The organism is Colwellia aquaemaris (genome assembly GCF_057548755.1).
Genome location: NZ_BAAJLV010000004.1, coordinates 22184 through 46603, shown reverse-complemented (window position 1 = coordinate 46603; position 24420 = coordinate 22184). Strand labels below are relative to the sequence as shown.

The following is a 24420-nucleotide window of genomic DNA, read 5'->3' as shown; positions in this document are numbered from 1 at the left end:
CGTGGAACAAGAAAAAGAATATCTTACTTTTATCCTAAATGGCGAGGAATTTGGCGTTGATATTTTGTGTGTACAAGAGCTTAGAGTATGGAGCTCTGTAACCGAATTACCAAATAAACCTGACTATATTAAAGGGGTTATTAACCTTCGTGGGGTTATTATTCCTATTATCGATTTACGTTTACGATTTGGCTTTACACCGCTTGCCTATAATGAACAAACCGTCACTATTATTTTGCGAAATCCTGACAAATCTCAACCTATGGTAGTTGGTATTGTCGTCGATGCGGTGTCTGATGTTTATAAATTTTCCAGCAATGCTATTCGAAAGCCACCAAGTTTTGGTCAACATATCGATAGCTGCTTTCTAGAAGGTCTAGCGTCTGTTGAAGACAAGCTCATTATTTTACTCAATAACGCATCATTGCTTGATCACAATGAACTTTATCAAATGAATGAGCACCTTGATAAGCCGATACACAGCAGCAATGCCGTTGCAATTTAAATAAAGTGGTTTGGAGTTAACGTTTATGACACCCAAGCAAGTTACTTTAGTACAAACAAACTGGCAAAGCTTACAAGATAATTTATTGCAATTGAACGCTCTATTTTATCAGTATTTATTTAAAGCTCAGCCAAGTTTTAAAAGCGACTTTATAACTAAGGCTAAAGTCGAAAAACATTGTGTAATTGCGCTGCTAAATACAGAGATCCCAAAATTAATTGCCGCGAAGAAAAGCCCAGTTAAAACAAAAACCGAAACAGGAAATAAAGAATGGAACATTATACAAAACAGTATTGGTCAGGCATTTCTTGATGCCTTAATTGATATTCATAAGGATAACTTTTCGTTTGCTCTTAAGAGGGCTTGGACAGCAGTTATTAAACATTTAACTACGCAGTTTAGTGAGTCAACACTGCCAAAAAGCGTATTTGAACACCTTCAATCGACAGGGAATTTAACGACAATGAGCCAAAGTAATGAAGTTTTAACGTCAGAAAATAATGAAATGCAAATTGCGAATATGGCGGCACAACTCGATGCCATACACAAAGTTCAGGCAATTATAGAATTCAATTTGGATGGGACGATTATTACCGCCAATGAGAATTTTTTGAACACCGTTGGCTACACTTTGGATGAAATAAAAGGCCAACATCATAGTATATTTGTAGAGCCTGAATATAAGGCAAGTACCGAATATAAAATGTTTTGGGAAAGCTTAAACCGTGGTGAATTTGATTCAAAAGAATACAAGCGTATTGGTAAAGGCGGTAAAGAAATATGGATACAAGCTTCCTATAATCCTATTTTTGATGTTGATGGGAAAGTTATAAAGGTCATTAAATTTGCGACTGAAATTAGTAAACAAAAGTTAGCTAACGCAAATTTTCAGGGGCAAATTGATGCAATAAACAAGTCACAAGCGGTGATAGAGTTTAATATGGATGGCACAATTATTACTGCCAATGACAACTTTTTAAGCACAGTTGGTTACACCCTAGCAGAAATTCAAGGCCAGCATCATAGTATGTTTGTAGAGCCAGAGTTTAAAGTGAGCGCCGAATACAAGTTGTTTTGGGAAAGTTTAAATCGTGGTGAATTTGAGTCGAAAGAATATAAACGCCTTGGTAAAGGTGGCAAAGAAATTTGGATACGAGCTTCATATAATCCCATTTTTGACTTAAATGGCAAGCCAATTAAAGTTGTTAAATTTGCCTCAGATGTGACTGAACAAAAGCTTCGTAATGCAGACTTTGCTGGGCAAATAAATGCTATTGGAAAGTCGCAGGCGGTAATAGAATTTAATATGGATGGCACCATAATTACCGCCAACGAAAACTTTCTTAATGCGGTTGGCTACACGTTGGCTGAAATACAAGGGCAACACCATAGTATTTTTGTTGAACCGAATGAAAAAAATAGTCTTGATTACCAACAGTTTTGGGACAAATTAAACCGTGGCGAATTCGACAGTGGTGAATATAAACGCATAGGTAAAAGAGGAAAAGAAGTCTGGATTCAAGCTTCCTATAATCCGATTTTAGACCTAAATGGAGACACCTATAAAGTTGTTAAATATGCCACTGATATTACCGCACGAAAGCAAGCAATCTCTGAGATTAAAAATACCTTGATCACTATGTCACAAGGAGATCTTTCGCAAGGAATAGAGACTGACTTAGTTGGTGAATTTAGCATTATTGGTGACTCAATAAATGACTTTATTCATGTCTTGAATGAGATGGTAACTGATATCCGCAGTGCTTCAACCAATGTTTTTGACTCGTCTCGTGAAATAGCACAAGGAAATAGCGAGTTAAGTCACCGTACTGAATCTCAAGCATCATCACTAGAAGAAACGGCATCGGCAATGGAGGAGTTAACTAGTACCGTGCAACAGAATGCTGAAAATGCAACGGAAGCGAGTAAGCTTTCGTCATCGGTAATGGATAAGGCTAGTAACGGCGGCGAAGTCGTACAGAATGCAATATCTGCCATGAGCGACATTAATAAGTCGAGTAAAAAAATAGCCGACATTATTAGTGTTATTGATGAAATAGCATTTCAAACTAATTTATTAGCACTAAATGCAGCGGTTGAAGCTGCCCGAGCTGGCGAGCAAGGTCGAGGTTTTGCCGTTGTTGCTGCCGAAGTACGTAATTTAGCACAGCGTTCGGCAGGTGCAGCCAAAGAAATTAAAGGCTTGATTAATGATAGTGTCGAAGCGGTGGGTCTAGGCACGAAATTGGTGGATGAAACGGGTAAAACCTTTAGCGAATTGGCCGACGCAATCCAAGATGTCGGCAAAATGATTGGCGATATCGACAGTGCTGGTAAAGAGCAGTCAGCAGGTATAGGTGAAGTTAGTGCCGCTGTAAGCCAAATGGATGAAATGACTCAACAAAATGCAGCGCTCGTTGAAGAGGCCGCGGCTTCGAGTAAGTCAATGGAAGAGCAAGCGCAAAAACTACTTGAGCAAATTTCATTCTTTACACAAAGCAATGAGCAAGACGGCGTGCACGCCAAGAATCAGGTAAATCATTCAAGGCCAAACCTGACAAAACAGCGTATTAAGCCAAGGTTGTCTGCTGTTGAAGAACCTATTCGAACGGTATTTAAAGAAAGATCAAATGCCAATGTAGTTAACAGTGATCAAGAATGGGAAGAGTTTTAAACCAATATGATTGCCTTGCACAGAAATGACACAGTAAGTTTAACCTCTGACGAGTTTAACTATATTTGCCAGTTTACATATCAGAATGCTGGCATAGTGCTTAATGAGTCAAAAAGAGAAATGGTATATCGCAGGTTTACCCGTATTGTTCGCGAGCGAAAACTACCTTCATTCTCGGCTTACTGTCAGTTATTGCAAACATCGCCTGAGCAAGAGAAAGATTATTTTATTAATGCCATTACAACCAACTTAACCAGCTTTTTCCGAGAGCAACATCATTTTAATTATTTAAGTGAAATAGAGTTGCCAAGGTTATTAACGACTAAAAAGCATAGTAAGCGCATTCGTATTTGGTCGTCAGCTAGCTCTACTGGAGAAGAACCGTATAGCATTGCAATTACCTTGCAAGAAGCCATAGGCCAGGCTTTGGTAAACTGGGATGCAAAAATACTGGCAACAGATATCGACAGTAATGTTGTTGAACAGGGTAAACAAGCTGTATACCCAATTGAGAGTGTTGAAGCTATTCCCCACCACTTAAAAAGTAAGTATTTCAAAAAGGGGCGAGGGCAAAGTAACAAGCAAATAAAAGTTAATAATTTGATACGCAGTTACATCACTTTTAAGCAACTAAATTTATTGGCACCTTGGCCAATGACTGGGCCGTTTGACATTATTTTCTGTCGTAATGTCATAATTTATTTTGATAAACAAACGCAAATTAATTTATTTGAGCGTTATTACAATATGTTAGCGCCGGGTGGTTTATTGATCTTAGGGCATAGTGAAAACTTAGGCAGTTATCAAAAATACTTTGAATGTGTGGGTAGAACTATATTTCGTAAACCATTTTAGTCTGAAATCAAGGATGAATTAATTTGTTGATAAAAACTAAAAGTGCAGATGTAGAGCATTTTAAAGAACAGTGCTTAGCAGAGTTTTCCCATATTAACCATTACTGGGATAGCAGCAGAGGCGCAGTTGTAGCGAAAATTCTACCTGGGGAGTTTTATGTTTCTAAAGAGTATATTCCCATAGCAACGACATTAGGTTCCTGTGTATCGGCCTGTATTTGGGATGAGAAACAAAACATTGGCGGAATGAACCACTTTATGCTGCCGTTAACCCATAAAGAGGCCCATGAAATAGATTGGGGGCAAAGGGGGATGCATTCTGATGCGACTCGATATGGAAATTTTGCCATGGAGTATTTAATCAATTTAATTCTGAAAAATGGTGGCCAGAAAAGAAACCTAAAAGCTAAAGCGTTCGGTGGCGCAAGAGTTATGGAACATATGACAGATATTGGCGCTCGTAATATTAATTTTGTTTTAGGCTATTTAGAGGATGAAAATATTCCCCTTGTTAGCTCGGACTTAGGGTCAATATATCCACGAAAAGTCGTTTTTGAACCGCAATCCGGTCGGGCCTTAGTGAAAATTATCGAGAACTTACATAATGACACCATAAGTAAAAGAGAGCGTGTTTACCAAAGCCATTTGCAAGATATATCTGGTGATGGCGAGGTAGAGTTATTTTAAAGGATGGTGAGTGACATGGAAAAGATCACAGTACTGATAATTGACGACTCAACAGTTATTCGAAATATTGTTAGAGAACTATTAAGCGATGTTGACGACATTGTCGTTATTGGCGAGGCGAAAGATCCTTTTGTTGCCCGTGAGTTAATTAAGCAACTCAACCCTGATGTACTAACGCTTGATGTCGAAATGCCCAAAATGGATGGCATTACCTTTTTGTCAAATTTAATGCGTTTAAGGCCAATGCCAGTAGTTATGCTGTCAACATTAACAACTAAAGGAGCTGATACCACGCTAAAAGCACTTGAGCTTGGAGCAATAGATTTTATAGCCAAGCCTAGTTTTGAAGCTTTAACTAGCCAAAAGGCAAATTTTAAAAATACCATTGTTGAGAAGATACGCTATGCTGCCAGCGTTCAGTCTCGAGATCTTGCCTATAATCGACAAAGTCAAAATCATGAAACAAAGCCACTAAGTTTTACCAAAGCGAAAAACTCAAATCATATTATTGCTATTGGTGCTTCTACCGGTGGTACCGATGCTATTAAGAAATTACTTATGAGTTTACCAAGTAATTCGCCCGCGATAGTAATTACCTTGCATATTCCTAATGTCTTTAGCTCACGTTTTGCCGAACGAATGAATAAAAATGTTTCAATGACAGTGAAAGAAGCTAGGCATGGTGAGAAAATTGAAAGTGGTCATGTTTATATAGCGCCTGGAGATAAGCACTTAAAAGTGATGTCGAATGCACTCGGGTTAATGTGTGTACTCGAAGACTCGCCTGTGGTTAATCGACATAAACCTGCGGTTGATGTGCTTTTCAACTCACTAGTTCCACTGGCCAATAATGTTCAGGCTATTATTTTAACGGGTATGGGGCAAGATGGCGCGCAAGGGCTATTAGCACTTAAATCTCATGGTGCGATGACCATAATTCAAGATAAAAACTCCAGCCTTGTTTGGGGAATGCCCGGCAGCGCTTTTAAGCTTAATGCACATAATAAACAATTACCGCTAGAAAGCTTAGGCACTGAGCTTTTGCACAACGCAGCCTTTGGTTGGAATCTTGTGCCGGAGAATAGTGTATGAGTAAACATAAAATATTAACCTTAGTCGGTATATTTATTAGCTGTATATTGTTAATTGATTTACTCGTTTTGTCGCTTGATTTTCTAACTGGTGTGCTGGCCTTAAGTATATTAATTATTTTTGTAGTACAACTTCGCATAACTGAACACTTACCGTTTAGGCCAATTAATAAAGTGAAAACAAGCTCTGTAAATAGCAAAGAAATAGAATCAAGCTTTCAAGAAGTAAGTGCGTTGCTGAGCAAACAAGTAGCCATTATTGATAATGAAGTTAATCGAGCAAATAGCTTTGTTGGCTCAGCTGTGGTCGATATTTCCGATAGCTTTAAAAGTTTGCAATCTTTAACTGATGCGCAGCAAAATTTGATTAGTCAGGTTATTGCCAATGTCGCCCGCAATGAACAGCAAAACCAAGACTCCATTATTGATTCTTTTATTTCCCAGACCAATAACACCTTACAAGAGTTCGTTGAAGTTATTATTAATACCAGTAAAAAAAGTCTTGAAACACTGTCATATACAGATGAAATGATAGCACAGTTCGACAGTATATTTAGCCTGCTTGGGCAAGTTGAAAATTTAGCGAATCAAACCAATTTATTAGCATTAAATGCGGCAATTGAAGCGGCGAGAGCCGGTGAAGCCGGTAGGGGATTTGCGGTTGTTGCCAATGAGGTGAGGTCGTTATCGGTAAATTCAACGGAGTTAAATGATGATATTCGCAATAAAATTTCCGGTGCGCAGAGCATTATAAGTCAACTACGTTCGTCGGTTGAAGCTATGGCGTCGGCAGATATGACGCCAACATTAAAAGCGAAAGAGAAAGTTGCCGAAATGGTTGAGTATATTGGAGAAACGAATTCGAATACGCATTTTGTTGTTGAAGAATTGTCTTTAATTACCCCACAAATAGCTACACATGTTGCCAATGCCATTCGCTCGTTACAATTTGAAGATTTAACCAACCAAACGTTAACCTCAATTAAGCATAATTTGTCATCGATTACTGAGCTTAATGTTGCGCTTGCTGATATAAAAATTACTCCTGAGCGGCAAGAACAACAATTACAAGCATTGCAAAACCAGTGTCACGACATACTCAATAAAACGAATAAGCAAGATGAGCAGCGCAGTGTTGCTCAAGTTACAATGAATGAAGGCGAAGTTGAATTGTTCTAACTAGTGCAGATAATTTTTTACGTAAATTTTTAAGGATTAAATATGACTGTAGAAAAAGTAATAACGAAAGATGGTAACCAACTTTCTATTATGATTGACGGTAAGTTTGACTTCTCTTTGCATCAAAATTTTCGAGATGCCTATGTCGATTTTCAAGGTAACAATGTTGTTATTAATCTGGATTTATCGAAAACAACCTATATGGACAGTTCTGCCTTAGGCATGATCTTGTTATTAAAAGATCACGCTGAAAAAAGTGAAAACCAAATTGTAATTCAAAAACCAAATGAAACCGTTAATAAAATTTTAGAAATTGCTCAATTTCATCGCTTACTCACGATAGAGGCATAGGTATGGAAGCTGTTGCTATTCATCTAGATGTAAAACTGGCGCTAATTGTTGACGACTCAGAATTACAGCGAGAAGTGCTAAGTCGGATGTTGAAAGAAGAAGGCTATAAAGTTATTTCTGCAAACGATGGCCTTGATGGCGTAACTAAGTATATAAAGTACCAGCCGGATTTAGTGTTAATGGACATCAATATGCCCATTATGAACGGTTATGAAGCTGCGCGAAAAATTAAAAAACATTCCGATAAATATAGTTTATGCCCATTGATTTTCGTGACCAATGAAAGTAGTGACCAAGCCTATATTAAAAGTATTGAAGCCGGTGGCGACGGCATCTTAGTACGCCCTTTTTCTGCTCAGGTTTTCAAAGCTAAAATCAAATCAATTCAGCGAATTAGCGATTTGTACGGGCAACTAAAAGTTTTACAACAAGTGCAAGATGCGGATGTTGAGATAGCCGAAAAATTAATGTCAGATGTTATCGAAGCTCGAAATTTTGGTCTAGAGCGAATCGGAATTTTGAAAAAACCCGCGGCATTATTTAGCGGTGATATTCAGCTAAGTGCATTATGTCCTAATGGTGACGTCAATGTACTGTTAGGGGACTTTACTGGTCATGGTTTGCGCTCATCAATAGGTGCGGTACCATTGGCAGAAACGTTTAGAGCGATGACGCGTAAAGGCTTTTCAATACTCGATATTGTTACGCAAATAAATACCCAACTCTATAATCTATTGCCGTCTGATTTATTTTTAGCCGCCGCTTTTGTTACGGTTTCTACTCACGAAAGCTCAATACATGTACTAAACGCGGGCTTGCCTGACGTCTACGTATTCTCAGGGCTTGGCGAAATAAAGCAAAAAATATCATCTAGTCATCCGCCGATGGGAGTCATTGAGCGCTTACTGCCTGAGACAAAAATGTCGGTGATTTCAGTTGCTGAGTCGGACCGGGTGATTTTATTAAGTGACGGCATAGTAGAAGCAAGGAATAAGCTTGATCAAATGTATGACTATCAGAGATTTGAGGTTGCCGTTAAAGATGGATTCAAGGCTGGAAATATAACAAAAACCGTGTTGGCAAGCGTAGACACTTTTTGTCAAAGCATGGAGCAAGAAGATGATATATCTTTGGTTGATATTCCTTGTTCGGGGTGGCAACAAAGCTATTTAAAAGCTTGCGTAATTGACGAAGCAAGCGATGACGCTGATCTTAATAGCGATATAGAATCCTCACCTGCTTGGCAATGGCAATTGTCACTTACCGGTTCCCGTCTAGCGACGGTAAATCCTATCCCAATTGTTATGAATCATATCCATGAAATTGAAGGAAATGGTGAACAATGGTTAAGTTTGCAAACAATTCTTACAGAGCTTTTTGCAAACGCTTTAGAGCATGGTGTTTTAGGCTTAAGTTCAGATTTAAAAACTTATCCTGACGGGTTTACTCAATATTATCACGAAAGAGAAATTAGCTTGAAAGCGCTAAATTCTGGGTTTGTCGATATTAGCTTAGCATATTACCCATTATCCAAAGGCGGACGTCTGAAAATTAAAATGACAGATAGTGGTGAGGGCTTTGATATTAGCAAAACATTACAACGGCAGCCTAAAGCTGCAAGTACTGGCATACAGTTATCAGGTAGAGGGATTGAGTTAGTTAAACATCTTGCAGAAAGCTTGCAGTATTTTGATGGCGGTAGAACCGTAGAGTCAACGTATTTGTGGCTTAAATAAGCTAAACTTGTGAGGAATTATAGTGAATATTTTAGTAATTGATGACAGTAGTTACCAAAGGCAAATAGTTAATGCCATGATAGAAGACAGCGGCTTCAAAGCTATTTGCGCAAACGGGCATATTGAAGCCTTGGCAATTCTGGAAAAAAACAGTATCGATTTAATTTTGATGGATATTGAAATGCCGGAGATGAACGGCTTTGAACTGACTAAAATTATTCGTTTAACCTACCAAGAATGGATGCCGATCATTTTTCTTAGTGCTAATGATAGTGAAAACTACTTAGCTCAAGGAATTGATGCCGGTGGTGATGACTACTTAACCAAGCCAGTAAAACAAGTTGTGCTAGCGGCAAAAGTTAGGGCAATGGCGCGCATTTCCCAAATGAAGTCAGCATTAGAGCGAGCCAATAAACAATTGGAAGTACTAAGTAGCATTGACCCGCTAACACAACTTCTTAATCGTCGCGGTTTAGATAACATGCTAAATACTGCTTGGCATAAGAATGCTGCAGATGAAGCAGAATTATCCTTACTTATGTTAGATATTGATTGTTTTAAGTTTTATAACGATAACTATGGGCACCAAAAAGGTGATGAATGCCTAACAAAAGTTGCCAATGTTTTTAATTATCAATTGGATCACTCTACAGATGTGATTGGGCGATATGGTGGAGAAGAATTTATTATCGCTTTGCCATATACGCCTATAGCTGGCGCACATTTTAAAGCACAAGAAATTATTCGCGCATTACTTGCCGCAAAAATTGAACATAAATACTCCACAGTGCTACCGCAGGTCACAGTTAGTATTGGAGTGTCATCTTCAAGTTTAGGGGCAAAAGATATTGGTGAACTTATTGAACAGGCAGACTTGGCCCTTTATCAGGCTAAAGCAAATAAGCGTAACCAATGTTCGATATACAAAGCAGCGTAGTGGGCTGTATCTTGCGTTAATTTAAATGTGAGGTTGTTTACAGTTTTATATTTTTTAGGGAAGTACTGAAAGGGATATATATGTCTAAACCAAGTGTATTAATAATTGATGATGACAGAGCCTATTTAGAGCTTTTGTATGAAGCATTAGCATTAGATTTTTCTGTGCAATGTGCAGCTGATCTTAATGAAGTCGAAAATATAATTAGTAATAAGAATACTAACAGTTTTGATATTGCATTAGTTGACGAACATATAGGTAAAGAAAAAGGCTCAGACTGGATTAAACAACAGGTTCATGGTGACAAAATAGCTAAATCTTTTGTTTTGTATTCAGGTTTAGCAACTGAAGATGCCATTTTAAAGGGCTTGGAATGCGGCGCGGATGATTTTTTATCTAAGCCAATTTCTTTATTGGCGTTGATTAAAAAATTAAAGCGTTTGATTGAGTATCAAGAAAAAATGCACTCATTTGAAAATGAGTTGATATCTAAAGACCGTGTTATTAACATTTCAATGGCACAAGCCTCTAAATATGGTAGTTGCATGCAACTAACTTCTAAACTAAACCAATGTTTTAGCTTAGAAAAAATTAGAGACGAAGTATTTTCCTACCTGTACAGTATGAACTTGCAAGGCTGTATTGCCTTTTATCCAATCAATGATACTACCAGCTTTTATAGCTCCAAGAACGGCGTTTGTTCTCCTGTCGAAATTGATGTAATGAAACTATTGAAGATAAAGCCGCGTTTATATCGTTTTGGTGCGAGAACTATTTTCAACCATGACTTAGTGTCAATTCTTATTTTGAACCTGGAAGATGGCACAATAGATACAGATATCTATATTGATGCCCTCGCATCGGTAATTGAGTGTGTAGGGGCAAGAATTGCATTTATTAGTTACCAAAACTCTTTGATTACCGTGCAAGATAAAATTCAGCAAGCGGTTATTCAAACTAAGAAAATGTTAGCGGTTTCTAAACACCATCAACAAGAAGTTATGAATGAAATTGTTACGAATATTGGCCAAAGTTTTCATATTTTAGATATGAGCTTTGAACAAGAAGAGTACTTGACAGACTTAGTCCATAAGGCTTTAAAAAAACATACGCAAGATGATATAAATTTTTTGGAAGTTGGGCAATTACTCGATAGCGCTTTGAAAAGTGTCGACGAACTTAAGTCGCTAAATTCGCTAAAAGAAGAAGAGCAAGAAGTACTTGAAGAAGAGGATGAACTGTTTTGAATATTTCTGAAAACATTCGCCTTGCTGACTTGCCTTTTGCCGTTCTATCGACAAATTTAGAGGGCATTATTGTTGACTGTAATGCGCAATTTTCCTGCTTGTCTGGCTATAGTCGTGAGCAATTAATCGGTGAGCCTTTAGAGTTATTATTACCCGATTCATTGGTTGAAGTTCATGTTAAACATCGACAGCATTATCAAAGTAATGCTAACGCAATTAGCCACCCTAGGCATATTTTATTGCTTAATCAATCAGAGCAAAGTATTCCTTGTACGATTAGAGTAACAGAGCGAGAACAGGGTTTTGTTGTTTATTTAACCGAATATTTAGAAGCTGCAAGTTTTGATCACGAACCTTCTACCAAAGATGTTAAGCAAGTTTTAAGTAGTATCGAAGAAGCGTTCTGGGAGTGGAACATTGACAAAAACATTATGTTTTACTCTGCGCATATGATGGCAATTTTAGACTATGGTGAAGAAGCATACACAGGCCCGGCAACATTAGGAAAAGAACTCGTTACCCGCGACGTACTCAAAAGCATTTATGCGATGTTTGATGAACATTTAAGTGGCCGTATACCTTGTGTAAATTTAACCTTTCCAATTAAAACCAAGTTTGGTATCACCAAATGGCTCTGTATTGTAGGAAAAGTATTTGCGTACAAAGACAATAAACCACAGAAAGTTTTCGGTTCAGTGAAAGATATTACCGAAAACTATCAATTGGTGGAACGGTTGAAAGAAAAGAATAATTATCTCGTGTTAGCGGAAGATTTGATCAGTTCTGGCCACTGGCGATATGACTTATTTACGCAAGAGTTATTTTGGTCGACGGGGGTATTTCGTGTTCATGGTTTAGACCCGAGTAGTTATAAGCCAGATATACAAAGTGCTATTAACTATTATGTTGATGAACAACAGCAAATAATCAAAGATAAAATGGCAAATGCTGTTAAACAAAAACAAGGTTTCTACGTTAAAAGTGTGATTAAACACCAATCTGGTCGGCGAGTGAAAGTTGAAGTATTGGCTGAGGTTGAAATTGACTCTGAAGGTGAAGTTGCTGGCATATTTGGTGTTTGTCGAGATATTACTAAATCAGAAGAAACGATTGAAAAGCTTAAATTACTAGCACTGGTTAACAACACCATTAAGGTGCCGATATTTTTTATTGATGAGCAAGACAATATTGTCTATCAAGATTTATCACCACAAAATAATGGTAAAAACTCAGTTTTATTTAATTATATAAATTTCAGCATTACCGATTACATTGAATATAAAAGAAAAGCGAAAGCGCATGGTCATATAAAGCGAAGTAATATTAGCTTTGACAAATACAATTCCGTTTTTGATTTATCAATAACCTATGAACGCGATGAGGGAATTTATATTTGGATTGTTGAAGATATTACCGAGAAATTCCGCAAAGAGCAGCAGCAAATTATTAGTAATCGATTGGCCTTACTCGGTAATACTTTTGGTAATGTTTCGCATGATATTAATAATGTGCTTGGCGTTGCGCTCGGTGCCACTGAAATGCTTGAACTGAAGTTTAACCAAGGTGAAAGAGATATTCATGGCTATATAGAACGGGTTAAAAATGCCATAGATAAGGGGAAAAGTGTTACTGAGCGTTTATTGGCATTTACCCGTAAACCTACTGTAAAAGTGATTGAGTTTGATCCAATTAAAGAAATTGAAGAAAACCAATACCTATTTAAACAGTTATTACTACCAACCATAGATTTTACGCTCGATATTAAAGACGTTGAGTGTGCGATTAAATTTCCACAAGGGGAATTCATAAATATTTTGTTGAACTTAGTACTTAATTCTCAAGACGCTATTCAAGAGCAAGGACTTATTGGCAAAATCAAAATATCGGCTAATTTAATGTCTGAAAATCGTCTGGAAATTCATGTACAAGACAGTGGTATTGGCATTGCTGATGAAAATATCTCGAAAATATTCGACCCATTTTATAGCAGTAAATCGGTAAATAAGGGGAATGGAATTGGTCTAGCTAATGTTTATAGCACCATTTATAAGCATAATGGTCAAATACAAGTTGAAGGTAAAGGAGAGCTAGGTGGCGCGCATTTCACCTTAATATTTAAATGCGATGGTAGACCACATTTGAGTATTGTTCCTGTTGACAACAAATCAAAACTGTATATGCCGGGTAAACGTGCACTAATCCTTGATGATGAAGAAAGTATTGCTGAATTTATTTCGCTTTATTTAGAAAGTGAAGGGGTACTAGCAAATCATATTACCAACAAAGCCAATTTACTAAAGACATTAGCTGGAGATGATGTATTTGATATCTTCATTACCGATATGATTTTGCCTGATATGTCAGGTCGAGAAGCGGTGGATTTAGTAAAAGCGAAATTCCCGGATATCAGCATATACTCTATCAGTGGTTATATAGCTGAGGAAGATAAGCAATGGCCGTATCCGGTATTACGTAAGCCATTTAATTCAAAAGAACTCGGTAATTTCTTAATCGAGCAATACTAATTGCCTTTTTATACACTCTTTGCAAATACATCAATTTAATAAAAATAAGTAATTATTAAGCTCGGCCACTATGTATTAGTCTATGTAAAGAGTAGCCAACTGGCCGCTAATTTTTTGCATTACTTCAATACAGACTAATGCTTGGTGATTTACTTACCATTTAAATAAGAAAGCTATTCATCTTTTTAACTTTTTTGTTAAGCTGCCTTATCTTATATAAAAATAACAAAGCCTTTGGAGAACAATGTGGTTGAACCAAGTGTAATAGAGCCGAGCTTTATTGAAGTATGGATAGGAACTATTAACGGTTATTTGTGGGGCAGTGTTTTAATATATTTGTTAAGTGCTTGTGGTATTTGGTTTACGATCCGATTAAAAGCGCTACAAATTCGCCGTTTTTTTCATATGTTCAGTATTTTGAAATCTAGTCGAAAAAGTTCAAGTCACGGTATTTCTTCTTTTCAAGCGCTTTGTACATCACTAGCTGCACGTGTTGGTACCGGTAATTTGATGGGGGTGGCTGTCGCTATTTCGCTTGGTGGTGCCGGAGCTGTTTTTTGGATGTGGTTAATTGCTTTAGTGGGTATGGCTACAGCTTTCGCAGAAAGTGCCTTAGGGCAGCTTTATAAAGAGCGCGATACTAATGGTAATTTTCGTGGTGGACCTGCCTATTATATGAGTAAAGGCCTCAATAATAGAAAGTTGGCAGTAACGTTTTCACTGTGTTTGTTCTTTGGTTATGGCTTTGTTTTTAGTGCGGTACAGGCAAACTCCATTACTGATGCATTTAATGGCTCCTATGGTTTTAATCCACTTTATACCGGTATAGTGATCACGTTAGCGGCGGGCTTTATTGTGTTTGGTGGCTTAAAAAATATTGCTCGTTTCGCTGAACTAACGGTGCCGTTTATGGGCTTATTATACTTGCTCGTTTGTATTGGCGTTATATTGTTAAATTTTGAAAAGATCCCTTCGGTAATTAGTAATATTTTCGCTTCTGCTTTTGGCTTAAAAGAAGCGGGTAGTGGTTTAGTAGGTGCGGCTATTGTTCAAGGTGTAAAACGTGGCTTATATTCTAACGAAGCAGGTATGGGGAGCTCGCCTAATGCGGCGGCTGCGGCGGAGCCATTTCCACCACACCCAGTATCACAAGGTTATATCCAAATGTTAGCGGTATTTTTTGACACCATAGTTATTTGTTCATGTACTGCAATATTAATTTTGTTATTCAAAGATACGGGAAGTGAAGCACAAGGCATTCAATTAACTCAACAAGCACTGGCCTATCAAGTCGGGGCTTGGGGTAGTGACTTTATTACTATTGCGATTTTATTATTTGCCTTTACTTCAATCGTGGCTAATTTTGCATACGCAGATAATAATCTTAAATATTTGAATATGGACAACTTGTTAGGCCGCTGGTTTTTACGTATTGGTTTCTTATTAATGTTAGTGTTTGGCTCTGTGGCGACCTTACCTGAGGTGATTGCTTTGGCAGACTTATCAACGGGTTTAATGACAATTTTTAATGTTACTGCGTTGTTTATGCTTTCTAAAGTGGTAATTTCTATTGCTAAAGATTATCACCAACAACATGATAATGGTGATTTACCTTGCTATCAGCCAGATCACAGCGAACAACAGCGATTTAATTTAACTAAAGGTATCTGGAATAAAAACTAGTATTATTTTAATGCCAACAAGTACAAATAAAGCTGCTATAATCCGCGCCTTAATATTTTAGGGCGTGTTTTAGAATGGCGTCGTTGATGACAAAAAAGATGGTGATGTGATGAGTGTGGATGCAATAGGTTTATCGGCTAATTTATTAAAAGCGGTAAAAGCATGTGGATATAAAACCTTAACCCCAATTCAACAACAAGCTATTCCGATGATACGTACTGGCGTTGATATTTTAGCAAGTGCGCAAACGGGCACGGGTAAAACTGCCGCTTTTTCTTTGCCTGTACTGGATATATTGGCACGTAAGGTAAAGCCAGCCACTGAAGGCTTTGACTCAACAACGACCGTTAAAGCTTTGGTTTTAACACCAACTCGAGAGTTGGCAGCGCAAGTTGCTGATAACATTAACGCCTATAGTGAGTTTTTATCATTACGCTGTGGCGCAGTATTTGGTGGCGCCAATATGCCGCCACAAACTAAAATGTTAAAAAATGGCGTAGATGTGTTGGTAGCGACACCGGGTCGCCTTATAGAGCACTTGGAACAACGCAACCTCGATTTATCACAAGTACAATTTCTAATACTTGATGAAGCAGATCGTATGCTGGATATGGGCTTTTATAAGGATATTGAGCGTATTTCTGCAGCGATCAAAGCAAAACATCAAACCTTGATGTTTTCCGCAACTTTTTCAAATAAAGTGAAAACTTTAGCTAAGAAAATTTTAAAAACACCTAAGACCATTGAAGTTGCACGTCAAAACTCGACATCAGGTAAAGTGAAGCAATCCGTTTACTGGGTATCTGAAACACGTAAAGCGGAATTGTTGTCTGAGCTTATTGGCGTGAATAATTGGCAACAGGTATTAGTGTTTGCTGGTACCAAAGAAAGCGCAAATGTGTTGGCTAAAGAGTTAAAACTCGATGGCATTAAGGCAGCGATATGTCACGGAGATAAAGCTCAGGGCGCACGCAATAAAGCACTTGAACAGTTTGTTGATGGTAGCGTTAGAGTGTTAGTGGCAACGGACGTTGCCGCCCGTGGCTTAGATATTCCAAACTTACCTTATGTGGTTAATTTTCACTTACCATTTTTAGCTGAAGATTACGTACATCGTATTGGCCGTACTGGGCGAGCTGGCAAGTCAGGTACCGCGATTTCTTTGGTAAGCCCGAAAGATGAACAGTTTTTAGATAATATAGAAGCGTTAATTGGTCGAAAATTCGAACGTATTATTGTTCCTGGATATGAATTAAATAGAGCATTACCAGCACAATATGACGCTAAAGAAGATGCGCCGTTAAAGAAAAGCCGTTACAAAGCGACGCAAGAGAAAAACCAAATGTTAGCGCGTAAGAAAGAAAACTCTACCCCCGCCGCCAAGCGAAGAGCAAAGTCGAAGAAAAAGCAGAGCAAACTGATAGGCAAGAAACCTAGGTAGTTCCCGAAAATTTATACTCTAAAGTTATGCTTATCAATAACTTCGTTGAAGTTCCTTTTGAAAATAGATATCAGTGCTGGTTTTGCCAAGAGCCAGCAGGATGTTATTTTAGTTTTCCTCATCATCTGCACCTAGTATTAGATTGTTCTCACCCTAGTTTAGCTGTGCCTAGCTGTGATGAGTGTAATGCGATGGCATTAAAAGCAAAAGTAAGAGATATTTGGCAGGTAAAACAGCAGGTAAAATCCGCTCTAATTAAAAAATATAAAAAGGATTTGGCAATAGGTTTAAATTGGACACAAGAGGAGTTGCAAAATTCTGGCTTTGAAGATGGCTGCTTCGCTGGTTTTCAAAAAAGTGCCTGGTTTATGTATGAAGTTGCTAAACAACGAGTTAATGCCAAAGCGTGGCCCTTAGTACTGGATGGTATAGCGTTAGAACAAGATAGTAGTGTACTTAGCTTTCAATTTGACGGGGTTATCTATCCGAGTATCGAACAGGCGATTGAGCACTACTGTGATAACTTTAATTTAGATAAGGCTTATCTTCGCCAAGTACTGGCAAAAATTGGCAATGACAAGTTTTCACAAGCGGTAAGGTTTTGCCGCTTGTATATAGGAGCAACACCTGACGAAAAGCGTCAGGCGTTAAATAGTTTCTAGGCTAAATTACCGTTAACTGGAAATTTTGGAAACGACACTGAGTTTACGCGGCATATTCATCTTCTGTGAATATAAGGCTGTGTCAGCTCGTTGAAAGAAACTGTCTGTGGTATCGGCTCTATTCATAAATGCTAAACCTAAACTGCAGGTGACATTATATTTAGCAAGTAATGTTTCATTAGTGATTGATTGATATATTCGATGTTCAATTGCCGATAATGATTGTTCACAAGCATCTTCAACAATAACGGCAAATTCATCGCCACCAAAACGAAAAATGCTGTCAGTGTCACGAACACTCTGACGTAGAGCATTAGCGAAATGTTCGAGTACTTGATCACCAACCATGTGGCCATACGTGTCATTAATGGCTTTAAATTTATTCAAGTCACAAAGAATTAATCCAACACGTGTATGGCGGCGGTTTGCTTGTGCCATAGTTCGTTTTAGTTGGTTGTCAAAACTTCGACGGTTTCCTAATTGCGTTAATGCATCTTGCATGGCTAATTGCATCGCTTGATGATAACGAAGGGCGTTATTGAGCGGGTTAACTAATAGCTGATGTAATTCCGTTAATATTTTGAAGTTAGTAAGACTAATTGGTGCATTAACAGAATAACTAAGTAATCCAATAAACTTGCCGTTAAGTTTAAGTTCAAACTGTCGTTCGGCTTTTGCTTGTCGACTACCTCTGGCAGTTGCGCTAACTTCGTCGTGTTTAAAGTAAAGCCCTGTAAAATCGACAAACTTTGCTACTTCTAAGGCGAAAACATTGATCAGTTCACTAACATCCAGTGTTGTTTGCAACTGCTCTAATAAGGCGAGGTTGCGCTCACTGTGCTGGCTATTATGTTGAAATAACGTAAAAGCGTTAAATTTTGAGTTTGGATGATTAACAATATTTACTGTTCGCATACAATGTTCCGTTTCAGTTGGGGGCGGTAACTTCATTACGATTAAAGCAAATATCGTACCTATTTAATTGTGACGCTTATGTTTGTAGGGAAAATGATGGGTAGTGAGGCATTTGGCTGAGAGCTTGTTATGATTTAAAGCTTGTCGAGCCTATTTATTTAGACAATAACTGGCACATATTTCTGTAATGTAAAATAGCCTCTTTTGAAGATTAAAAATGTCTTAGACAAACAGTCATTTAGGAGGCTAAACTTACAGTAACTTGTTTGAAGCATTTATTAGCCACGAGCGTTTTTCATTTCTAAGGATTTTTTGTGACAGGGCACCTTGAATTACTTGCGATTTTAACCAGTGCAGTATTAATTGTCTGGTTGTTTAGACGACTACAGTTACCGGCAATTTTAGCGTACCTAGTCGCTGGTGTTCTCGTTGGTGAACATGGCTTAGCACTTGCGCAAGAGCATGTGGATTATGAGCACTTCGCCGAACTGGGTATTGTTTTTCTCTTATTTACCCTTGGACTTGAGTTTTCATTGCCTAAGCTAATGGCCATGCGACACCTTGTGGTAACCGTCGGAAGTTTACAAGTTACCATATCATTGGTGTTATTTATGGTTGTTGCCATGTTGTTAGGGCAAAGCTTTGCAGCGTCATTAACTATTGGTGGTATTTTAGCTTTGTCTTCTACTGCAATTGTTATTCGGCAATTGAGCGAAAGTGGCGGTATGAAGAAAAAATCTGGGCAGCTTTCTGTAGCGGTATTACTTTTTCAAGATGTTGCAGTTGTTCCATTATTAATTGTTATCCCATTGCTAGCACAAGATGGTGATTCTTCATTTATTTTGGCGTTGTTATTTGCCTTGGTAAAAGGAGTTTTTGTTGTTTCATTGTTGTTGTTTGCTGGCAAATGGATACTACCTCGCCTTTTTAATTTAGTTGCACAAGTCAGAACCGATGAGCTATTTGTGTTAACAACTTTGTTGGTTACTTTGGTCGCATCAGCACTTACGCAATGGTTTGGTCTTTCTATGGCCTTAGGCGCATTCTTGGCGGGTATGATGTTAGGGGAAAGCCAATATAAACATCAACTAGAGGCTGATATAAGGCCTTATCGCGATATTTTACTTGGTTTGTTCTTCGTTACAGTCGGTATGAAACTCGATATTAATGTCGTGTTTTCTTCACCTTTGACCATAGTTTTTCTTTTAATATGTTTTATGGTTATTAAAACGGTCATTATTGCTGTACTTGCCATACGAGCAGGTGAGTCGCCAAAAGATGCATGGGCATCGGGCATTATGTTGGCACAGATGGGCGAATTTGGTTTTGTACTAATAGCTTTAGCGAGCCAAGTTGAAATTCTACCAGAAAAAACAGCATCTATTTTGTTGGGAACGGGTGTGTTGAGTATGGCAATAACGCCTTATATGGTAGCTCATGCACGTAGTTGGGCGCTGTGGTTTAGTCGAGAAAAGCAAGTTGACACTCAACCCCTTGAACAATTGCCAAAAAGTGCCAGTTTGCAAGACCATGTGATTATTTGTGGTTTTGGACGAATAGGCCAAACTGTCAGTCGTTTTTTAAAGCAAGAATCAATCGATTTTGTCGCTATAGATATTGACCCACTGCGGGCAACAAAGGCCCGTGAAGCCGGCGAAAATGTATTGTTTGGTTCATCAAGGCAAGCAGAGCTGTTACATGCGGCTAAATTATCAAGTGCTAAATTGGTCGTGATTGCTTTTGGTGAAGATAAACAATCATTAGATGTTATTCAACGAGTGCGCTCATTGGCGCCAGAGGTGCCTATTTTAGTCAGAACTCGTAATGATGATCAACTTGATGAATTACATGCAGCTGGCGCCAATGAAGTTGTGCCTGAAAGCTTAGAAGGGAGTTTAATGCTAGTGTCACAAGTCTTATCGCTTACTGGCGTGCCATTTTCGAGAATTGTTCGTCGTGTGCAAAAAGAGCGAAAAAATCATTACAATCACCTACATGGTTTCTTTCAAGGCGAGCATACAGATATGGGCCCAGATGCCATTGATCGTATTGAGTTTGCCCATGCCATTCTTTTAACTGATGACTCATATGCTAATGGTCATTCTATTGCGTCGCTAAAATTAGAGGAGCGCCGTGTGATTGTTGTAGCGCTAAGAAGAGACGATATTGAAACCGAAGAGCCAGCTGCAGATACTGTGCTACAGCCTCAGGATACCTTAATTGTACGTGGTAAACCTCGCCGTGTTGAAAGAGCTGAACGCTTTGTTCAAGAAGGGCCGTAGCGTCTGTAGAAGATTATTCTATTGCATCTAAATTGCTATCCGTCATTATCTTTAGCAGGCTTTATTTAAATTAACACCTGCTTTTTAAAGTTCAAGAAATGAGCGAATTTTACTTTCTTGCTCCAAGGCATCGTTAAAACCAAGATTTATTAGTTCTTTACAGTAGTTTTTTTCAAACAATAAATAGCTAACCAAGCTTGATTCAGCATCATTAGTAATACCAACGCTACGTAATAAAAGCCTGATTGATAATGGCAGCTTTCGGTAATATTTTACCGCAATAGCATTAAAGTCATGACTAGGGTTGATCACCAGTGATTCGATGTTTTTCAGCCCGGTGGTTTCTGTTTTTAACTGTTCAGGTATAAGTGATAACGTATGATTTACCCGCTCCATCCGTTCAATATCACTTTGTAATGTGTCTGAGAAAATTGTATCAAGCAAATGACCTGCAATGGTCGCTGTGGTTGGTGGGTGAGGATTATTTTCTCTATTGTGAATCGGCTCTTTTGGTTGTTCAACGCCTACCACGAATATTTTTTCAGCGCCTAAGTGTATTGCAGGACTTAACGGTGAAAGCTGGTGAATTGAACCATCGCCTAAATGGTCATGCCTAACTTTAGCAGAAGGAAAAACTAACGGAATGGCTGCAGAAGCCATCAAATGCTGACTATTTAGTTGAGTAGGCTCTCCTCGACGTTTTGCCCGAAACCAAGGAGATATGGTGTCGTTAGATTGAAAGAAACTAATTGAATCACCACTGGTATAACTCGATGCGGTAACCGAAACCGCTGATAAATAACCTCGCCGAATATTGGTATCAATACGATTAAAATCTATCACCATATTAAGCAAATCTCTAAGAGGTGCGTTGTTTAACAAACTTCTAGCACTTTTATTTGCATAATCTGCTTGAAAGCTCCCTAACAAACCTGCGGATAAATGAGCCAGTACTCGTATAGCATCGCTGTGATAGATGCGGCCTGGGTCTAAATTTTTCCATACCCATTCGAGCTTCTTAACACCTAATTGAAAGCATGAGGCATAACAAGCCAGCGCTGTTGAGTTTATAGCGCCAGCAGAAGTGCCACAGATAATAGGGAAGGGAATGCCATGATTTCTGGGAATAAATTTAGCAATGGCTGATAATACACCTACTTGATAAGCTGCACGCGCGCCGCCACCGGTAAGTATTAGGGCGTTATTCCTATCAATGTAACTACGCTTATGGGGCATTAAAACAACCAATGAAAGAGAGGTACTCAGTTAATTTAATTTTAATCAGTTTTTTGCATTGTAGCTAGTTGAATTTTATGATTTTTATGAAGTAAAAAACTACTAAAGAAAAAGGCCAGCTAATGCTGGCCTTTTTAATGACATAAGAATTATTAACTAGTAAAACATTGAACTTACAATAAGTATTAACGCCTACTGGAAAATAAATTTCTAGCTGCTTACGCGTTTGTTAGCAGCGTCTATTAATGGTTGCGATCCACTTTGAATAAGTGCCATGTTAGCTGAAACTGTTTTCTTTGGTAATTTACTAATCATCAAAGAGCCTGTTTCTACTGAACCTTTAGTAGCAGCGAATTCTAACAAGTTTTTACCGTTACACTGGATACCCGCGAAGATATTACGAATTTTTAATTTGTTCGTCTTTAAGAATGAACGCATACGTTTCTTGTCGTCAGCGGCAACATACTCACATACACTTTGTGCGATGTTCGCGGCTTGCGCTTTCGGCGCAGATACTATAGACGTCATAGTTAAAGCAGTAATGGTAGTAACTAGTAATAATTTTTTCATTTTAATAACCTTTTATAATACAAATAGAGTTAGTAAAAGAAAAAACCACAGGATGTACCTAATAACACGGTAACTCCGCTGTCATAGATAAATACAGTATTATATTTACCCTTAGACCGGTGGTTTTGCGTAACACGTTTTCGCGTGTCTTGCCTTTTCTTTGTCAATTTCAGTATTACCAAAACGATAATTAAATGCAACTGCTTTGTTATAATTTGTTTCGCTGTATAACACATTGACTTTGTTAAGTTGTTGATATTATGGTGGAATGATGGTATTTAACAGTTGTAAGTATTTTGTATAAATAGCCAATAAAACCATCAAAAATGGCTGTTTTCTGTAATGATTGTGAGATATTAAGTACAAAAAAAGGAGCGTTTGCTCCTTTGTTTTGTAGTTTTATGTCAATATGTTGTTAATTTTTTAAAAAATCATTTCTGGAATTTCACCATTAACAACAAGTTCACCTTCGGTTAATGAGACGATTTCTTCCACTGTTACACCAGGTGCACGCTCTAACAAGTAAAACTTACCGTTTTTAATTTCAATAAAGGCAAGATCTGTTAACACTTTCTTTATGCAACCTTTACCTGTTAATGGCAAAGTACAGTTACTGAGTAGCTTTGATACGCCGTGTTTTGAAGCGTGAGTCATAGTAACAATAATATTATCTGCACCGGCAACCAAATCCATTGCGCCGCCCATGCCTTTGATTAACTTACCTGGGATCATATATGAGGCGATATTACCGTTAACATCGACCTCAAATGCCCCTAAAACGGTTAAATCAACATGACCACCGCGGATCATGGCAAACGATTCTGCTGAGTCAAAAATTGATGCACCGGTAGCCATAGTAACGGTTTGCTTTCCTGCATTGATTAAGTCAGCATCAATTTCTGCTTCGGTAGGGAATTGCCCCATACCAAGCAAGCCGTTTTCAGATTGCAGCATCACTTCCATACCTTCAGGCACATAGTTTGCCACTAACGTTGGAATACCTATACCTAAATTAACGTAATAACCGTCTTGTAATTCTTGTGCAACGCGCTGTGCTAGTTGCTCTCTTGATAAAGCCATAAATTACTCCTTACTAACACTTATGATGATGCGTCGCTGCGAACGGTACGTTGTTCAATGCGTTTTTCAAATGAACCTAATATCAGTCGATTTACATAAATACCTGGTGTGTGGATTTGATCAGGGTCTAACTCGCCAGGTTCAACAATTTCTTCGACTTCCACGACGGTAATTTTACCGGCAGTTGCTGCCATAGGGTTAAAGTTACGTGCCGTTTTTCTAAAGACTAAGTTGCCGTAGCGATCGGCTTTCCAAGCTTTGACAATAGCAAAGTCACCTTTAATAGCTGGCTCTAAAATGTAATGTCTACCGTCAAACTCACGTTCTTCCTTGCCTTCGGCAACTGGAGTGCCGTAACCTGTCGCCGTGTAGAATGCTGGGATACCAGCGCCGCCAGCACGCATTTTTTCAGCTAAAGTGCCTTGCGGCGTTAATTCTACTTCAAGCTCGCCATTCATCATTTGACGTTCAAATTCAGCATTTTCACCGACATAAGACGCGATAATTTTTTTGATTTGACGATCCGGTAGTAAAATTCCTAAGCCAAAATCGTCAACACCACAGTTGTTTGAAACCACGGTTAAACCTTTGGTACCTTTACGCTTAATTTCACCAATTAAGTTTTCTGGAATACCACATAAGCCAAAACCACCGGCAATTACGGTCATATTGTCTTCAAGACCTGCCATAGCTTCTTCATAGCTTGACACTACCTTGTCAAATCCTGCCATTGTTTGTTCCTCATTAAAAATTCTTATCGTGATT

General features: G+C 38.3%; 20 protein-coding genes and 1 riboswitch. Of the genes, 15 read left to right on the top strand and 5 right to left on the bottom strand.

Annotated elements, in window-relative coordinates; translation table 11 throughout:
- Nucleotide 1 precedes the first annotated feature (1 nt).
- The 14 genes from AC27HL_RS12080 to AC27HL_RS12015 all read left to right on the top strand — a co-directional run bounded on the left by AC27HL_RS12080 (nucleotide 2) and on the right by AC27HL_RS12015 (nucleotide 17572).
- Nucleotides 2-505: a chemotaxis protein CheW gene (locus tag AC27HL_RS12080; RefSeq protein WP_487081256.1), complete on the top strand. Its 504-nt coding sequence runs from the start codon at nucleotides 2-4 to the stop codon at nucleotides 503-505.
- A 25-nt stretch (nucleotides 506-530) separates the two neighbouring features.
- Nucleotides 531-3179 carry a methyl-accepting chemotaxis protein gene (locus AC27HL_RS12075; protein ID WP_487081255.1) on the top strand — a complete coding sequence of 883 codons (2649 nt, stop codon included), beginning with the start codon at nucleotides 531-533 and terminating at the stop codon, nucleotides 3177-3179.
- 6 nt (nucleotides 3180-3185) lie between these two features.
- Nucleotides 3186-4034: a CheR family methyltransferase gene (locus tag AC27HL_RS12070; protein ID WP_487081254.1), complete on the top strand. Its 849-nt coding sequence runs from the start codon at nucleotides 3186-3188 to the stop codon at nucleotides 4032-4034.
- Nucleotides 4035-4060: 26 nt separating this feature from the next.
- A complete protein-coding gene (gene cheD, locus AC27HL_RS12065; RefSeq protein WP_487081705.1) occupies nucleotides 4061-4720 on the top strand; it encodes a chemoreceptor glutamine deamidase CheD in 660 nt (219 codons plus the stop codon).
- A 15-nt stretch (nucleotides 4721-4735) separates the two neighbouring features.
- Nucleotides 4736-5812 carry a protein-glutamate methylesterase/protein-glutamine glutaminase gene (locus AC27HL_RS12060; RefSeq protein WP_487081253.1) on the top strand — a complete coding sequence of 359 codons (1077 nt, stop codon included), beginning with the start codon at nucleotides 4736-4738 and terminating at the stop codon, nucleotides 5810-5812.
- Nucleotides 5809-6990, top strand: a complete 1182-nt coding sequence (locus tag AC27HL_RS12055) for a methyl-accepting chemotaxis protein (protein WP_487081252.1) — start codon at nucleotides 5809-5811, stop codon at nucleotides 6988-6990. Before AC27HL_RS12060 ends, AC27HL_RS12055 begins: the two co-directional genes overlap by 4 nt.
- 42 nt (nucleotides 6991-7032) lie before the next feature.
- Nucleotides 7033-7341 (top strand): STAS domain-containing protein, encoded by a 309-nt coding sequence (locus AC27HL_RS12050; RefSeq protein ID WP_487081251.1) that lies wholly within the window; start codon nucleotides 7033-7035, stop codon nucleotides 7339-7341.
- A gap of 2 nt (nucleotides 7342-7343) precedes the next feature.
- Nucleotides 7344-9077, top strand: a complete 1734-nt coding sequence (locus AC27HL_RS12045) for a SpoIIE family protein phosphatase (RefSeq protein WP_487081250.1) — start codon at nucleotides 7344-7346, stop codon at nucleotides 9075-9077.
- A gap of 22 nt (nucleotides 9078-9099) precedes the next feature.
- The gene (locus AC27HL_RS12040) at nucleotides 9100-10014 is read left to right on the top strand and encodes a GGDEF domain-containing response regulator (RefSeq protein ID WP_487081249.1); all 915 of its coding nucleotides are present in this window, start codon (nucleotides 9100-9102) and stop codon (nucleotides 10012-10014) included.
- Between the two features lie 80 nt (nucleotides 10015-10094).
- Nucleotides 10095-11261: a response regulator gene (locus AC27HL_RS12035; RefSeq protein ID WP_487081248.1), complete on the top strand. Its 1167-nt coding sequence runs from the start codon at nucleotides 10095-10097 to the stop codon at nucleotides 11259-11261.
- Nucleotides 11258-13786, top strand: coding sequence for a PAS domain S-box protein (locus tag AC27HL_RS12030; RefSeq protein ID WP_487081247.1), 2529 nt, complete (start codon nucleotides 11258-11260; stop codon nucleotides 13784-13786). Before AC27HL_RS12035 ends, AC27HL_RS12030 begins: the two co-directional genes overlap by 4 nt.
- A 246-nt stretch (nucleotides 13787-14032) precedes the next feature.
- Nucleotides 14033-15469 (top strand): alanine/glycine:cation symporter family protein, encoded by a 1437-nt coding sequence (locus AC27HL_RS12025; protein WP_487081246.1) that lies wholly within the window; start codon nucleotides 14033-14035, stop codon nucleotides 15467-15469.
- Between the two features lie 109 nt (nucleotides 15470-15578).
- Complete coding sequence (locus AC27HL_RS12020) at nucleotides 15579-16910, top strand: DEAD/DEAH box helicase (protein ID WP_487081245.1); 1332 nt, start codon at nucleotides 15579-15581, stop codon at nucleotides 16908-16910.
- Between the two features lie 26 nt (nucleotides 16911-16936).
- Nucleotides 16937-17572, top strand: coding sequence for a hypothetical protein (locus tag AC27HL_RS12015; protein ID WP_487081244.1), 636 nt, complete (start codon nucleotides 16937-16939; stop codon nucleotides 17570-17572).
- A 12-nt stretch (nucleotides 17573-17584) separates the two neighbouring features.
- Here the strand turns inward: AC27HL_RS12015 and AC27HL_RS12010 are convergent, their stop codons facing one another.
- A complete protein-coding gene (locus AC27HL_RS12010; protein ID WP_487081243.1) occupies nucleotides 17585-18487 on the bottom strand; it encodes a GGDEF domain-containing protein in 903 nt (300 codons plus the stop codon).
- Between the two features lie 314 nt (nucleotides 18488-18801).
- Here AC27HL_RS12010 and AC27HL_RS12005 point away from each other — a divergent pair, with 314 nt between their 5' ends.
- Nucleotides 18802-20769: a monovalent cation:proton antiporter family protein gene (locus tag AC27HL_RS12005; protein WP_487081242.1), complete on the top strand. Its 1968-nt coding sequence runs from the start codon at nucleotides 18802-18804 to the stop codon at nucleotides 20767-20769.
- A gap of 84 nt (nucleotides 20770-20853) precedes the next feature.
- Here AC27HL_RS12005 and AC27HL_RS12000 read toward each other — a convergent pair whose 3' ends face one another.
- From AC27HL_RS12000 to AC27HL_RS11985, 4 genes are all read right to left on the bottom strand, one after another.
- A complete protein-coding gene (locus AC27HL_RS12000) occupies nucleotides 20854-22005 on the bottom strand; it encodes a patatin-like phospholipase family protein (protein ID WP_487081241.1) in 1152 nt (383 codons plus the stop codon).
- Between the two features lie 210 nt (nucleotides 22006-22215).
- Nucleotides 22216-22575 carry a DUF3718 domain-containing protein gene (locus tag AC27HL_RS11995; RefSeq protein WP_487081240.1) on the bottom strand — a complete coding sequence of 120 codons (360 nt, stop codon included), beginning with the start codon at nucleotides 22573-22575 and terminating at the stop codon, nucleotides 22216-22218.
- 65 nt (nucleotides 22576-22640) lie between these two features.
- Nucleotides 22641-22739: riboswitch (cyclic di-GMP riboswitch) on the bottom strand.
- A gap of 259 nt (nucleotides 22740-22998) precedes the next feature.
- Nucleotides 22999-23655, bottom strand: a complete 657-nt coding sequence (locus tag AC27HL_RS11990) for a 3-oxoacid CoA-transferase subunit B (protein WP_487081239.1) — start codon at nucleotides 23653-23655, stop codon at nucleotides 22999-23001.
- Between the two features lie 20 nt (nucleotides 23656-23675).
- On the bottom strand, nucleotides 23676-24386 hold the full coding sequence (locus tag AC27HL_RS11985) for a CoA transferase subunit A (RefSeq protein WP_487081238.1): 711 nt from the start codon (nucleotides 24384-24386) through the stop codon (nucleotides 23676-23678).
- Between the last annotated feature and the right edge of the window lie 34 nt (nucleotides 24387-24420).